General features: G+C 68.0%; 14 protein-coding genes and 1 pseudogene. 9 read left to right on the top strand and 6 right to left on the bottom strand.

The window, feature by feature from the left end; all coding sequences use genetic code 11:
- Positions 1–90: 90 nt before the first annotated feature.
- The gene (locus tag OG252_RS50720) at positions 91–1,593 is read left to right on the top strand and encodes an aldehyde dehydrogenase family protein (RefSeq protein WP_329344940.1); all 1,503 of its coding nucleotides are present in this window, start codon (positions 91–93) and stop codon (positions 1,591–1,593) included.
- Complete coding sequence (locus OG252_RS50715) at positions 1,590–2,804, top strand: CaiB/BaiF CoA transferase family protein (RefSeq protein ID WP_266447612.1); 1,215 nt, start codon at positions 1,590–1,592, stop codon at positions 2,802–2,804. The genes OG252_RS50720 and OG252_RS50715 overlap by 4 nt, the downstream gene beginning before the upstream one ends.
- 784 nt (positions 2,805–3,588) lie before the next feature.
- Here OG252_RS50715 and OG252_RS50710 read toward each other — a convergent pair.
- Together OG252_RS50710 and OG252_RS50705 are read right to left on the bottom strand one after the other, a co-directional pair.
- Positions 3,589–3,822, bottom strand: a complete 234-nt coding sequence (locus tag OG252_RS50710) for a hypothetical protein (RefSeq protein ID WP_329344939.1) — start codon at positions 3,820–3,822, stop codon at positions 3,589–3,591.
- Positions 3,823–4,179: 357 nt separating this feature from the next.
- Positions 4,180–4,527 (bottom strand): hypothetical protein, encoded by a 348-nt coding sequence (locus OG252_RS50705; RefSeq protein ID WP_329344938.1) that lies wholly within the window; start codon positions 4,525–4,527, stop codon positions 4,180–4,182.
- A 260-nt stretch (positions 4,528–4,787) separates the two neighbouring features.
- Here OG252_RS50705 and OG252_RS50700 point away from each other — a divergent pair, with 260 nt between their 5' ends.
- Both OG252_RS50700 and OG252_RS50695 read left to right on the top strand, forming a co-directional pair.
- On the top strand, positions 4,788–5,201 hold the full coding sequence (locus OG252_RS50700) for a hypothetical protein (protein ID WP_329344937.1): 414 nt from the start codon (positions 4,788–4,790) through the stop codon (positions 5,199–5,201).
- A 142-nt stretch (positions 5,202–5,343) separates the two neighbouring features.
- Complete coding sequence (locus OG252_RS50695; RefSeq protein WP_329344936.1) at positions 5,344–6,045, top strand: DUF6233 domain-containing protein; 702 nt, start codon at positions 5,344–5,346, stop codon at positions 6,043–6,045.
- Here the strand turns inward: OG252_RS50695 and OG252_RS50690 are convergent.
- A complete protein-coding gene (locus OG252_RS50690) occupies positions 5,934–6,563 on the bottom strand; it encodes a TetR family transcriptional regulator (RefSeq protein WP_329344935.1) in 630 nt (209 codons plus the stop codon). The genes OG252_RS50695 and OG252_RS50690 overlap by 112 nt on opposite strands.
- Before the next feature lie 121 nt (positions 6,564–6,684).
- Here OG252_RS50690 and OG252_RS50685 point away from each other — a divergent pair, with 121 nt between their 5' ends.
- The 4 genes and pseudogenes from OG252_RS50685 to OG252_RS50670 all read left to right on the top strand — a co-directional run bounded on the left by OG252_RS50685 (position 6,685) and on the right by OG252_RS50670 (position 10,306).
- Positions 6,685–7,677, top strand: coding sequence for an aldo/keto reductase (locus tag OG252_RS50685; protein WP_329344934.1), 993 nt, complete (start codon positions 6,685–6,687; stop codon positions 7,675–7,677).
- A 373-nt stretch (positions 7,678–8,050) separates the two neighbouring features.
- Positions 8,051–8,857: pseudogene (locus tag OG252_RS50680) on the top strand (helix-turn-helix domain-containing protein); the annotation flags it as partial.
- Positions 8,781–9,836 (top strand): replication-relaxation family protein, encoded by a 1,056-nt coding sequence (locus OG252_RS50675; RefSeq protein ID WP_329344933.1) that lies wholly within the window; start codon positions 8,781–8,783, stop codon positions 9,834–9,836. The pseudogene OG252_RS50680 and the gene OG252_RS50675, both read left to right, overlap by 77 nt.
- Positions 9,837–9,907: 71 nt before the next feature.
- Entirely contained in the window at positions 9,908–10,306 is a 399-nt protein-coding gene (locus tag OG252_RS50670) for a DUF4440 domain-containing protein (RefSeq protein ID WP_329344932.1), read from the top strand.
- Positions 10,307–10,351: 45 nt separating this feature from the next.
- Here OG252_RS50670 and OG252_RS50665 read toward each other — a convergent pair whose 3' ends face one another.
- The 3 genes from OG252_RS50665 to OG252_RS50655 form a co-directional block, all read right to left on the bottom strand.
- Positions 10,352–10,900 (bottom strand): GNAT family N-acetyltransferase, encoded by a 549-nt coding sequence (locus OG252_RS50665; RefSeq protein ID WP_329344931.1) that lies wholly within the window; start codon positions 10,898–10,900, stop codon positions 10,352–10,354.
- Positions 10,901–11,024: 124 nt separating this feature from the next.
- On the bottom strand, positions 11,025–11,687 hold the full coding sequence (locus OG252_RS50660; RefSeq protein WP_329344930.1) for a hypothetical protein: 663 nt from the start codon (positions 11,685–11,687) through the stop codon (positions 11,025–11,027).
- Positions 11,687–12,151, bottom strand: coding sequence for a DUF2199 domain-containing protein (locus OG252_RS50655; RefSeq protein ID WP_329345432.1), 465 nt, complete (start codon positions 12,149–12,151; stop codon positions 11,687–11,689). The genes OG252_RS50660 and OG252_RS50655 overlap by 1 nt, the downstream gene beginning before the upstream one ends.
- A 726-nt stretch (positions 12,152–12,877) precedes the next feature.
- On the opposite strand from OG252_RS50655, the gene OG252_RS50650 reads away from it, so the two are divergent.
- Entirely contained in the window at positions 12,878–13,327 is a 450-nt protein-coding gene (locus OG252_RS50650) for a hypothetical protein (protein WP_329344929.1), read from the top strand.
- Positions 13,328–13,338 lie beyond the last annotated feature (11 nt).

Genomic DNA, 13,338 nt, shown 5'->3' with positions numbered 1-13,338 from the left:
CGTCGGGACTCTGGAGTTCCTTCCATGCGGGTATTAGATTTCCCATTTGGAGAATTGCATTTTCATCGAGTACACGACGCAGGAGGCGGGATGCCTGTCCACGGAAACGATCCAGGCGAGCCGGGCCGCGCACGGCGACGCCTGTTGATCGACGGACGACTCGTCGACACCAAGGAGCACTTCGAGAGCCTCAACCCGGCCACCGGCGCCGTACTCGGCCATGCGCCCGACGCCACACCCGCCGACGCCGAGGCCGCGATATCCGCCGCACACCGCGCGTTCCCCACCACCGACTGGGCCACGGACCGGGACCTGCGCATCCGCTGCCTCGACCAGCTGCACCAGGCTCTGCTCGACCAGGTGGAGGAGCTGCGCGAGCTGACCATCGCCGAGGCCGGTGCCACGCGCATGCTTACCCATGGCGCTCAACTCGAGGATCCCATCGGCATCGTGCGCTACTACGCGGACCTGTTGCGCACCTACTCCTTCACCGAGGACCTGGGCGAGGTCGAGAAGCACGGTCAGCGCCACCACCGCTGGCTGGAGAAGGAGGCGGTGGGCGTGGTGGCGGCGATCCTGCCGTACAACTACCCCAACCAGCTGGCCCTCGCCAAGCTCGCCCCCGCCCTCGCGGCCGGCTGCACGATCGTCCTCAAGGCCGCGCCCGACACCCCGCTGATCACCCTGGCGCTCGGCGAGTTGATCGCCGAGCACACTGACATCCCGCCCGGCGTGGTCAACGTCCTGTCCTCGTCCCGCGCGGACGTCGGTGAGGTGCTCACCACGCACGCGGACGTCGACGCGGTCAGCTTCACCGGATCCACCGTGACCGGCCGCCGCATCATGGCCGCGGCAAGTGAGACGGTGAAGAAGGTCTTCCTCGAGCTCGGTGGCAAGTCCGCGATGGTGGTCCTGGACGACGCCGACGTTGCGGTGAGCGCCCAGTTCGCCGCGTACATGATCTGCGTGAACGCGGGCCAGGGCTGCGCGCTGACCTCCCGTCTCCTTGTTCCGCGCTCCCGCCACGACGAGATCGTCGAACTGGTCGCGGGCCACTTCGCCCGTATCCGCCCCGGCGATCCGTCGCATCCGAAGACGTATCTGGGCCCGCTGATCAGCGCCAAACAGCGCGACAAGGTGGACGGCATGGTGCAGCGGGCCGTCGCCGACGGCGCGAAGCTCATCACCGGCGGCGAACGCGTCGACCCCGGCTTCTTCTACGCGCCGACGCTGCTCGCCCGGGTCGACCCGGACAGCGAGATCGCGCAGGAGGAGGTGTTCGGACCGGTGCTCGCCGTCATCCCGTACGACGACACCCAGGGCGACGACGACGCCGTACGGATCGCGAACAACTCGGTGTACGGCCTGTCGGGCGCCGTGCACAGCCGCGATCAGGAGCGGGCGGTGCGGGTGGCGCGCCGCATCCGCAGCGGCACGTTCAGCATCAACGGCGGCAACTACTTCCACCCGGACGTGCCCTTCGGCGGCTACCGGCAGTCCGGCATCGGCCGCGAGAGCGGAGTGGCGGGCATGGAGGAGTTCCTGGAGACCAAGGCGTTCGGCGCGCCCGTGGTAGCGGGGGTGGACGCATGAGCGCCACAGGACCCCTCGAAGGGATCCGAGTCGTCGAAGTCGCCATGTACGGCTTCGTTCCGTCCGCGGGGGCGGTGCTCTCCGACTGGGGCGCCGATGTCGTCAAGGTCGAGCACGCGGTGACCGGCGACCCGCAGCGCGGACTGCGCCAGACCGGCGCGATGCGCGTCGAGGGCGACCCGAACCCGAACATCGAACACGCCAACCGCGGCAAGCGCAGCATCGGTCTCGACATCGCGCGCCCTGAGGGCATGGATGTGCTGCGCCAGCTCATCGCACGCGCCGACGTGTTCCTCACGAGTCTGCTGCCCGCCGCCCGCCGCAAGCTCGGCATCGAGGTGGCCGACGTACGCGCGATCAACCCGGGCATCGTGTACGCGCGAGGCAGCGCACTGGGCCCGCGCGGCCCGGAGGCCGAGCGCGGCGGCTACGACATGACGGCCTTCTGGGCCCGTGCGTCCACGGCAGCGAGCATCACCCCGGCCGGCATGGAGGGCATCGTCTCCGCGCCGGTGCCCGCGTACGGGGACACCATCTCGGGCACGAACCTGGCCGGCGGCATCGCGGCAGCGCTGCTCAAGCGTGAGCGGACGGGCGAACCCTCGGTCGTGGACGTGTCGTTGCTCGGCAGCGGGGTGTGGGCGATGGGCCACGGCATCGCTCTGTCCCTGCACCTGAAGCAGGCATGGGAGATGGCACCGCCGGGCGTGCACAGCTCACCGGTCAACCCGCTGACTGGCCTGTACCGCACGGCCGACGACCGCTACCTGTCCCTGGTGATGCTGCAGCCCGCGAAGTACTGGGCTGAGATGTGCCGCCATATCGACCGTCCCGAGCTGGCCGACGATCCGCGCTTCGCCACGTCCCAGACCATCGCCGAGCACACGACCGAGGCTGTGGCACTCCTGCGAGAGGTCATCGCGACGCGCACCCTGGCCGAGTGGTCCGAACGGTTCGCCACCTTGACCGGGCCCTGGGCACCGGTCCAGGACTCACTCCAGGTCGGCGACGACGCACAAGTACGGGCGAACGAGTACCTCGTACAGGCAGGCGAGCTCCAACTCGCCTCGAATCCCGTGCAGTTCGACGTCGCGGCCCCCGCACTGCGCCCGGCCCCGGAGTTCGCCGCACAGACGGAGGAGATCCTGCTCGAACTGGGTCTGGACTGGGAGCAGATCGCCGCGCTCAAGGAGGCTTCGGCGGTCACGTGAGACCGCGCAGGGACGCGCTCCCGACCAAAAATCCGGGAGCGCTCTCGGAACACCGCCATGATGGAAGCCCTGGTAGAGCTACCGCGCATCACTGCCTCGGCGACCTTCCGGGCCTCCGCCTTGTCGTACGACGGGCCCGGCCGCCGGCGGACGGCGGTTCGCTGCCGCTTGGCTCGCGGCTCGGTGCACGCAGGTGGTCCTGGGGAACTGTAACGGCGGCTCCAACCAGCGGTGGACCCTGGGTAATGCTGCCAAACCGGCCTTGCGGACTGTTGAAGCCGACGTGCCGGCCCCCGGCATTTCGGACGTCGACGGCGTTCCTCGCCGCCGACCATCTGCTTCGGAGTGCCCCATCTGCCGCGATCGCAGTAGACGCAAGTGTCTGCGTACGGCCAACGACGAGAGACCGGAGAAATGCGAGCGTGAGTGTGGACCGTGATCGGCGGCCCACACTCACTGCAATTCCTGGAAAGGCTCGTCGATGTCTCCTCTTGCCCGCTGGTGCCACCGGCACCGGCTCGCCGTCGTCCTGGCCTGGGTGGGCCTGTTGCTCGCCCTGGGCGCAGGAGTCGCTCTCGAACAGGTCGACGGCGTCGCCAGTGCCACTGCGGCTCCCATGAAGGAGGGACAGACGGTCGGTGTCGTCACCGTCGTCCCGGCGACCTCTCCGCAGTCGGCGGCCACCTCCGACCTGATCCAATCCCCCTCATTCACGAGGGGGAGGAAGTCAAGCTGTGTCGGTTCCTTCCATCATGGGATGTGCGGGGTTGGGGATGTAGGCAGATCAGTTGGGCTGGACGCCCACCGTCAGGACTGATGCGTCCGCGTGGCGGGCCGCCTGCACCGTGAAGAAGCCGGCCTCGACTTTGCCACGGGCCTCGGAGGCGAGCAGCACACCGAGCCGCCGGATCAGGTCCTCGTCGAAGGAAGCGGCGAGCGCAGTGGGCGAAGGCAGGCTCGCGGACGTGCCGGCCGCGTCGAAGGACGTCCCGCGCACCCCGGCCGGGCCGTCTGACACCGTGGATGCGGCGCAGTCCTTCGGCAGGTTCGGGGTGGGTGGTCCACAGGGACTCCCCGGTGAGGAGATGGACTTTGGCCTCCAAGGAGAGTCGGCTGACGGCTGCGTCGAGCCGCGCCTCGAAAGGGGTGTCGGAGGGGCGGTTCATGGTGTTCCCTCAGTTGCAAGGACGCGGGGTGGAACCTGGCCCGGGCAGGCGTGCGTCCTGGGCCGGTTCGGTGAAGTCCGGTGCGGATCGGCAACGCTCGAACGGGGTGCCGGGCCGTGTCGATGTGCGGCTGCGCCGAGTGGGAGCGGCCATCTGCGATGGGCCGGCGGACATCCGCCGGCCCATCGCTGCTGCTTTCAGCAGAGCGCTCAGTTGCCCCACTCCGCGTTGACGGCCTCCAGCAGCCGCGTCAGTTCGGTCTTCGGAAGCGATGCCCCGCCACTGAGCGAGCGGACCCGGCCCACCGGGATGCGCAGGCCCGACTTCTTCGCGTCGATGCCCAGTTCCTTGGAAGCGGTGCTCTGCGCCGGTCCCGCACCCCGGTGCACGGCCGCGGCCAGAACTCGCGCCGCCACCGGATGGGCGAGCAGTTCCCCGATGGTGGAGTTCTCGGTGAATGGACGCCGGACGGTGTCGGCCTCGACCTCTGTCTCCTTCGACAGCCGCAGGTCTCGGCTCGACGCGCCGGCGTGGAAGGTGTACCTGCCTCCCTCCACGACCCAGCGGTGCAGCGAGATGTTCCAGTAGGCGAGTTCGTCACGGACTCGCCAGCCTCCACCCGGCGCAATGCCGCCGGATCGTCACCTTCGCAGCGAAGCAGCCCTGCGGAGCCCGCCTCGATCGACCCGCCGGTCATGCCGGTCAGGACCTGCCTCCGCTGACCCCGGACATCGCCACCGTTCAGCAAGAACTGCTCGACCTGCTGAAAGGCACCGCCCCGGCTGACAATCAGACGTTCTTTGCCGATCTGAATCTCGTGGCCACCGTCATCTCAGCAGCATGGCCGCACCACACCGAAGTGGCCGCGCCCACCGATCTGTTCGACGCCTTCAGCAAGCACCAAGACACGCAACAAGAGCTCGTCAAGAGCCGAGAACCCCAGCTCAAGGGCCCGCCTCGGCTCGACGCGTACTGGAGGATCGCTCGCCAGTCCGCGCCAGCCACGGCCGCCCTGCTGACCATGGCCAGACACTCCGTGCGCCTGCCGGCCGGTCACCTCGGAAAGCAACTCACCGAACTGCTGGGGAACGCCCCAAGCCGGAATCACCCACGCTGGGGCGGCGTCTTGGAGGCGATCTCGGTCCAACGTTGCTCGACCCAGATCCGCCTCTTGTTGCGGGGCCACCTTGCCGACCGCCCGACCAGGCCGCTCCGCAATCACGGCGGGTGACCAACACGAGCGCGGGCTCGCAAACTTCGGCTTGCCAGACTCGCAAACTATCGCGCACCACCGAGCCCCCGACCAGGCCCTCCTGCGAGGCCAGTCGCAAACAACGGTGCTCCGTCACAATCATGAGCATAGAATCAAAAAAATGTTCGATGAGCTGCCGCCCGACCTGGAACGCCTCCAGGCTCTGAGGGTGTGGCACGCCATGTGGCTGCAGCGCATCGACGCAAAGATCGCAGCCGTTCGGAAGCGGCAGGCCGAACAGGAACACGGCCGGCGCACTCGACCGCGGCCGGCGGATTGGGTCGTTCAGCTCGGCATCGGCGCGGGACGCCCGCCCGTCCAGATCCACACCGGCGACTGCTACATGAAAGGCACCCGCCTGCGCCCCGTCGACCGCAACGAAGCCCGCAGCCTGCTCACCGCAGGGCTGCACGCCTGCACTCACTGCCAGCCCGACGTCCAACTCCACATCCTCGACTTAGTGGTCGGCTCTGGAAGTCCTTCGGGGGTTGACCTCGGGGCGGCGCGTCTGTCGAGTGTCGCCGAACTCCTGGCTGGCACAGCCGTTGACGAGGGCTGCTACCGCCATCCGGATGGCCACCGCCATCACCGACCGTCTGGCTGGCCGCGGGCCCGACGTCATCACTCCCCCGCCAGCGGACCGCGCGTCCACCAGGTCATTTTCAACGGACGCACCCGGAGGTGTGCGTCAAACCAAACGGGGCGTTGGCCTCAGTCCGGGCGAGGGAACATGCGCTCGACGGCGGTCACCAGTGCGGCGCGGCGCGCGGTGATAGAGGGATCCACGGCCTGGTCTGCGGCAGCGGCGGCGATTTCGGGCTGACCTGCCCAGGTCATGGCGATCTGGTTGATCAGGGCGAGGACGTCGACCGGGTCCCAGGCCGGGTCGAGCAGCCCGATGCGCTGAGCGTCGCGGAGTTTGTCGAGCTTGCCGACGATCGTGGCCTGGAGGGGGCTGGTGGTGTTGTCTGCGGACTCGGCCAGTTCCAGGCGGCCCCACGTGATCAGACGGTAGTGGTCCGGACGAGCCGCGAAGTGGTCGAAGAGGATGCCGGCATAACCGGGCAGGTCGGCCGGATCCAGCTGAGTCGCCTCGACGAGTGCGGTCGTCTCGCGTTCGGCGACGTGCGCGTAAAGGGCTTCCTTGCTGCGGAAGTATGCGTAGACACGTTCCTTGCTCGTCCTGGCCTGCTTGGCGATGCGGTCCACGCGGGCGCCAGCGATCCCGTGCCGGGCGAACTCCTCCTTGGCTGCGGCGACGATCCGCTGGCGCGTGGAGTCGGTGGACTCGCTCGAGGTGGCGGCGTCCGGGGTCCGGCCAGGGCTGGTGGAACGAGGCATGAGCCCAGGATAGGCGACCGAACCGTTCGGTTTTGCACGGCACTCGGACAGGCGTAGGGTCATACCGAACAGTTTGGTTTGGTCGGCTATGGGCTGCCGACATGACACGAGGAGCGATCTCATGCAGCACCGCACCCTGGGACAGCAGGGACTGCGCGTCTCCGCGCTCGGACTGGGCGTGATGGGGATGTCCCTGGCCTACGGCCCCTCGAACGACGAGGACGGCATCTCCACCATTCACCGCGCCCACGAACTCGGAGTCGACTTCTTCGACACCGCCGAGCTGTACGGCCAAGGCACCGGCAGCAACGAGACGCTGCTCGGCAACGCAGTCAACGACTTCCGCGACGAGGTCGTCCTGGCCACCAAGTTCGGCTTCGACATGGCCAGCAAGACGCTGGGGAGCGGCGTCAACAGCCGCCCGGAGAACATCCGCGAGGTCGCCGAGAACAGCCTGCGCTACCTCCAGACCGACCGCATCGACCTCTTCTACCAACACATCTCCGACCCCGACGTACCGGCCGAGGAGGTCGCCGGCACTGTCGGTGGCCTGATCACCGAAGGCAAAGTGCAGTACTTCGGCCTGAGTAACGTCGGCCCGCAGTACATCCGCCGCGCCCACGCCGTCACCCCGGTCACAGCCCTTCAGTACGAGTACTCGATCTTCGAACGCGAGGTAGAGGACGAGATCCTGCCGGTCCTGCGGGAGTTGGGGATCGGCCTGGTGCCGTACTCGCCGCTCGGCCGCGGCTTCCTCTCCGGTGTGGTCAAGCCCGCCGACGAGTACCCCGAGGACGACATGCGCCGCTGGGACGAGCGCTGGCAGGGCGAGAACTACGCCTACAACCTGAACGCCGCCGAGCAGCTCCGAAAGCTCGCCGCCACCAAGGGCATCACCCCCGCCCAGCTCGCCCTGGCATGGCTGCTCGCCCAGGGCGAGGACGTCGTCCCGATCCCGGGCACACGCAGCGCTACACGTCTGGAGGAGAACGTCGGCGCCACCGACGTAGAACTCACCGAGGCCGACCTGGCCCGTATCCGGGAGGTCCTCCCCCAGGGCTCCGCAGGCAGCCGCTACCCGGCCTCGGTTATGGCCGGCTTCCGCACCGACTGACAGCCCGTACTCCAAGTTCGGCGGTCCCGGGCAAGCGGCGGCGAGCAGAGGCAGCGTGTCCTCCCGGGCGGGGCTATGACCGGGAGGACACGCCGACGCGCGCACCAGCCACAGCGCGCCCTGGTCATCCTCGGGGCCAACCATTGACGGAAGAACCGGCGGGGTTCCGGCGATGCGACAAGCAGGCCTTCCCAGAATGCGGGCGGTAAAAAACCACTTCTACAGATTGGCCTGCCTGTCTTGTCTGTTGCCCGAGCCCGTGCGATAGCCCCGACCCCCGCCGAGCGCAAGCGGCTGAAGAGGATGGCCTACGGTCAAAAGACCGAGCACCGGTTGCGTATGCGGGCTCAAGTGGTCCTGCCACGCGGCGCGTGGGCGCTCCAACGCGCGCATCGCCCGTGAGACCGGATTACACCTGGACACCGTGCGGACCTGGCGAAACCGATTCGCTGCGCTGGGACTCACTGGGCTAGCCGACCGCAAGCGCTCCGGTCGTCCGCCCCGCTTCACCGCCTTGCAGGTCGCTCAGGTCAAGGCCCTGGCCTGTCGGCTTCCCTTCGAGGCCGACGCGCCACTGTCACATTGGTCGTGCCCGGAGCTGGCCCGCGAGGCCATGGCGCGAGACGTCACCACGTTCGTGTCGGCCTCCACCGTGCGTCGCTGGCTCGCCCAGGACACCCTCAAGCCCTGGCAGCACCGCTCCTGGATCTTCATCACCGACCCTGACTTCCGCCCCAAGGCCGAGCGCGTGCTGCACCTCTACGCCCGCACCTTCAACGGCAGGCCGCTCGGTGCGGACGAGTACGTCATAAGCGCGGATGAGAAGACCTCCATCCAGGCCCACTGGCGGCGCCCCGGCTGGCGACCACGGCCGGAATGGCGTGGTGACCTGCGTGTATGCAGACCGGGCCCGAGAGCGGACGGGCGGCTCTCGGAGGGGATGTCGGCGGAGTTGTCGGCCCGGTCGGGGGCGGTGTTGTCGCACCGTGACCGTGGTCGGGCCTTCATGGTCCGTCCTCTGGTCGGGGCCGGCTGCTGCGCTTCGTCGTACGCACGGCGCCGGACCAGACGGCGCCGCACCGTACGAGCGGGGAGCGGCTGTGATGACCGATGTGGACGCGGGTGGCGGGACCGGCTGGCGCCTGGCAGTGCTCGCGCAGTACCGGATGGCGACCACTGAACAGATGCACCTGGTAATCGCGCCGGGGGTGCGCATCGAGCAGACCCGGCGCCGGCTGGCCAAGCTACGCAGTGAGGGCCTGGTCGACCGGGTCACCCTGCCGCGGGCCGGGCGGACCCGGGTCTGGCTTCCCACCCAGCACGGCGTGCAGGTCGCCGGTGAGTGGCCGGAGCTGCGGGGGCGGCGGCCGCCGAAGACGGTGGCCGATCCGACCGCCGTGCGGCTGCGGGTCGGCCATGGGCTGACGGTGACCGAGACCGCGCTCGCCTTCCTCCAGGACGCCCGCCACCGCAGCGACCTGTGCCGACCGCTGGACTGGCTCCCCGAGGTCTACCACCCCCTCGTGAACGGCGAGGCCGTCATCCCCGACGCGCTGCTGTACTACCGGCGCGCCAGCGACTCCGACTGGTCGATGCTGCGGGCGTTCGTGGAAGTCGACCGGGCCACCATGGGCCCCGAACGCCTCGCCGCGAAGATCGGCGCGTATGCCCGCCTGCACGCGTACGCACCCGTCGCACGGCGCCGACTGGCGGTCCAGGAGCCGCCGCAGGAGGAATGGCGACAGCACTACCCGCTCTTCCCCCGGGTGCTGTTCGTCCTGGACGGCACCGGCCCGGCCGAGATCGACACCCGCATCAGGGCCCTGCACGCGGCCGCCCGCGACCTGGCGCCGTCCGGCTTCACGACGTCACCGTCCTCGCGGCGCCGCTGGTCGAGCTGCTCCGGGGCGGCCCCGCGGCGCGCGTATGGCGCCCCGTCCACGATCCGGACCAACGAGTCGGCCGGAGCTCCCGGCATCGGTAGGAGCCCCGCACTGGTCTGCGCAACACCCCGCACGCAGACCCGACCATGGACCTGCTGCGGCCTCGTCTTTGAACGACAACGGCGACTTCCCCGAGTACTGGACCCACCATCTCGCCCGCGAACACGGAGGCCTCTATACGTCCCCGACCAGGCCGAATACGACCTGACCACCTGAACGCGACCGTCACTCGGGAGAGCCGCACACATCGCGCAAGGACGAACCGGTGCCGGTGCTACGGTCCCAGTATGTCCAAGGTCGAGATCGACAGCGTCGCCGCCGAGTTCTTCAGTGCGTTCGACAACAGGGGCGGCAAGGCCGCAGATGTGGATCGGGTCCGCCGACTGGTCGTGCCTGGGGGCGTCCTCATCAAGGCAGGGCCGGAGTTCACGGTGTACACCGTGGAGGAATTCATCGAGCCACGCCAACAACTGCTGGCCGAGGGCCGACTGGTGAACTTCAACGAGTGGGAGACTGCGGAGCGTACCGAGACCGTCGGGGCCATCGCATCGCGGTTCAGCGAGTACCGGAAATCCGGGATCCTCGACGGCGTGCCCTTCGAGGGCGGCGGGACGAAGACGATGCAGTTCGTACTCACCCCGGATGGCTGGCGGATCGCTGCGGTCTCCTGGTGCGACCGGCCCTGAGGTCAAAAGCCGCACCGCCGCACGATCTGGAGTACCCCTCCAGGGTCAGCCCGAAGGGGGCAGGCGCAGTTGCATCCAGACCGAGCTGATGTAACCGCCGTTCTTCGTGGCGTACTCCTCAAAGGTGCCCACGTCGGTGAAGCCGAACTTACGGTGCAGAGCCACCGAAGCATCATTGGGAAGTGCGATCCCAGCAAGCGCGACATGGACCGGCTGCGAGCGCAGCGTTTCGATGAGGGTGCGGTACAGCGCCGAACCAATCCCAGCGGCCCGCGCATCGGGATCCACGTAGACGCCCAGTTCAACCGTTTGCTCGAAGGCCGGATGCGTCCGGTAGGGACTACTTGAGGCGCACCCGAGTACCCGATCGCCGGTAGTGGCCACAAACAGCTGGTGCGGGCCCGTGTCGGAGAATCTCTCGAACCACTGCAAGCGGCTCTCTACCGTGACCGGTTGGGTATCGAAAGTGATGATCGAGTGGGTGACGTAGTGGTTGTAGATCCGCACCAGCTCAGGAAGATCATCTTTGCGTCCGGTGCGTACTACCAGCCCGTCAACGGCACGACGCCCGGCCTCGCGGTCTCTTCCTGCCATGGGCCGCATCATGCCATGGTCGTTCTCCCGGATCAGCCCGTCCCTGCAGAAGAGCTACACCCGTGAGTGAGTACGGCAGTTGGCACTTGTGTCGAAGTAAGTGCTCAGATCCAAGGCCCGTGGGTCAGCCGCCGTGGAGGCCCCACTCGTCGAGACCTCCGTAGATGTGCGCTTCGAGGCATTGCGGGGCGTCAAGGCCTACGGCCTCACCCCGGTACACGGCGATGAGGGAGTCCTTGCCCCGCCACCAAGAGTCGGTCACACCCTGTACTTCGGGCACCGGCTCGAATTCGCCGAGATCCAATGCGTCGGCGGCCTTGCGCGTGACCCTTGTGACGGTTGTGGCCCAGCGGCGGACATGAGCGGCGAGCGCCAGGGATTCCACCCATCCGTCAGTGCTGGCATGCAGGGGCGTCCAACGGTAGGCGTCGATACCGAACGCACCGTCGGGGCCGATCGCGAAACTGTAGGCCATGGACACCCGGCAGTCTCCTGCCGGGAACGACCAGCCTTCTGCGGGCATCTCCTCGGGGCAGTCGGCGTCCAGAACGCGCGGACCGCCCTCGTAGAACGGGGCCGGCGGCAGGGCGAGGCCGCCCCAGCGGTCCTGGAAGGCAGTTGCCCGTTCGATCTCCGCAGCGGGGATCCCGTGCTCGATCCACGCGTCGCGGTGTCGCCGGATGTCCTGCCGGCGAACGCGGATGCCCTCCGTCTCGATGAACCGCTGGGCCCTGCGGCTCAGGCCGGCAGGCGCGACCGGGACGGGCGATACGGGCTGGTCAGCCATTACCGCTGCTCGCCGTCTCCGGCGTGGAGCACGGCCGACGCAATCTCCCGCACGCGCTCCAGGCTGATTCCTGTGTGCTGCTCGATGGCGAGGGGGTGGTCGGTGGGCTCCAGCTCGATGAAGGGGCGCTCGCCGACCGGGCGGGTATGGACGCGCGTCTTCAGGTTGAGTGTCGTCGTCGGGTACACCGGAAGATCGGTGGTGAGCCAGCCGAAGTACGGCTTCTCGGCCTCGCGGCCGGGCCTGTCCCACAGATCTGAGGCCCGGGAGAAGCTCTCTCGGCTGAGCGAGACCCAGACGCCCCAGGAGAACACCTCGTCACTGCCAATGACCGGTATCTCGATCAGGCCCTTGACGAAGTAGTGCTGCCCGCGGACCACGCACTGGTGCGTAGAGAGCAAGCAGTCGTCGGCGTCGGCGAAGGCTGGATCCCACACGGCGGGGGCCTCGGCCGTGTAGTTCATCGGCAGCTCAGGGTGGTGGGCCCCGCAGCACGCGCAGGTGAACTCCAAATCACTGGTCATGGGCCCGGAGCCTAGCGACGGACTCCAGACGTACCCGAAGGGGGTTTACCCGGCCACCGCAATGCGCGGCCAACTACCGCGCTCAGGCACAGCTGCTTCCCCGGAGGACAGGCGATGGCAAGCGGCTTCCGTGGCGCCTTGACACTGGAATACCGCAGCTACGGAACAAGTGCACTCCGCCAACACAACTCCGTCGACGCCATCATCGTCCGCATCGTGCTCATACACAGACCGAGGCTCGACATCATTCGGCGGTCTGCAGACCGAGGTCCGGGTTTGACTGGTCAGGGTGGGACCGCCATGAGCGCCTCGGTGCGGCCGGTGCGCCGCATGCCTCAGCGGTGCGATGGTCTACTGCACCGGCCCCTCGCCCAAGCAGCGCCGACAACGCCGCCTGCGTCTGAATATCGAGCCGATCCGCCAGTACCTGGGCGTCTCCGAGTTCGCCGAGCGCATGGTCGTCGACGCCCACGGCCTCGTCCCGCTGCCGGACGGCAGCTCCTTCGACGCCGGCGCGCTGCCTCGTGCTGTCCGACGACCGGCCTGGACACCGTCTTCGACGTCAACCGGCAGGCATCGCCAACCGCACCACCACAACGTCGATGGACCCGCACCGTCCCTGAAATGCATGGTCGCCACGAAGCTGAACTGCCTACGCTCCAACCCATGCGAACCGTCTTCGTGTTTCCCACAGGTGAGCGAGCTGAGACCGTCGCCTCGCTCGACCAGCACCTGCCCGAGCAGCGCAATCCGTGGACTCTGGACGGCAACCTCTACATCGACATCGATGATGAGCAGACCGGCCACCTCTTTTCCGACTGGGATCCCGCGGATGTGGCCATCCTCGATGCGGCCATCGGACATCACCCCACTTGGGCGGTGCAGATCGACATCTCTGGGCGGATCGACGGCACCGCAGAAGTTCAGCAGATGATCGCTCTGCTGCTTGAGCATGGAGGCGTGGCAACGGACGACTACACCCCCCCACCCATGGGCCCTGCCGGAAATCCTGTCTGGAGCAGTGATCGACGGCCTGCGCTTCTTCGACTTTCGCGGCTACCACGAACTCAACCGCGAACGCGGGCGTTTCTGACCCGATCACCTCACCAGCCCTAGGTGCTGTTTCC

The sequence above is a fragment of the Streptomyces sp. NBC_01352 genome, assembly GCF_036237295.1.
Taxonomy (GTDB): Bacteria; Actinomycetota; Actinomycetes; order Streptomycetales; family Streptomycetaceae; genus Streptomyces; species Streptomyces plumbiresistens.
The sequence above is the reverse complement of the archived record's forward strand: the minus strand, read 5'-3'. Positions and strand labels throughout refer to the sequence as shown.

What these genes read in the sequence shown, in the direction of transcription:
- OG252_RS50695 (WP_329344936.1), top strand. Translation starts at nt 5,344, where the DNA reads ATGTTCGATGAGCTGCCGCCCGACCTGGAACGCCTCCAGGCTCTGAGG.
- OG252_RS50675 (WP_329344933.1), top strand. Translation starts at nt 8,781, where the DNA reads ATGACCGATGTGGACGCGGGTGGCGGGACCGGCTGGCGCCTGGCAGTG.
- OG252_RS50655 (WP_329345432.1), bottom strand. Translation starts at nt 12,151, where the DNA reads ATGAACTACACGGCCGAGGCCCCCGCCGTGTGGGATCCAGCCTTCGCC.
- OG252_RS50650 (WP_329344929.1), top strand. Translation starts at nt 12,878, where the DNA reads ATGCGAACCGTCTTCGTGTTTCCCACAGGTGAGCGAGCTGAGACCGTC.
- OG252_RS50715 (WP_266447612.1), top strand. Translation starts at nt 1,590, where the DNA reads ATGAGCGCCACAGGACCCCTCGAAGGGATCCGAGTCGTCGAAGTCGCC.
- OG252_RS50685 (WP_329344934.1), top strand. Translation starts at nt 6,685, where the DNA reads ATGCAGCACCGCACCCTGGGACAGCAGGGACTGCGCGTCTCCGCGCTC.
- OG252_RS50720 (WP_329344940.1), top strand. Translation starts at nt 91, where the DNA reads ATGCCTGTCCACGGAAACGATCCAGGCGAGCCGGGCCGCGCACGGCGA.
- OG252_RS50670 (WP_329344932.1), top strand. Translation starts at nt 9,908, where the DNA reads ATGTCCAAGGTCGAGATCGACAGCGTCGCCGCCGAGTTCTTCAGTGCG.
- OG252_RS50660 (WP_329344930.1), bottom strand. Translation starts at nt 11,687, where the DNA reads ATGGCTGACCAGCCCGTATCGCCCGTCCCGGTCGCGCCTGCCGGCCTG.
- OG252_RS50665 (WP_329344931.1), bottom strand. Translation starts at nt 10,900, where the DNA reads ATGGCAGGAAGAGACCGCGAGGCCGGGCGTCGTGCCGTTGACGGGCTG.
- OG252_RS50690 (WP_329344935.1), bottom strand. Translation starts at nt 6,563, where the DNA reads ATGCCTCGTTCCACCAGCCCTGGCCGGACCCCGGACGCCGCCACCTCG.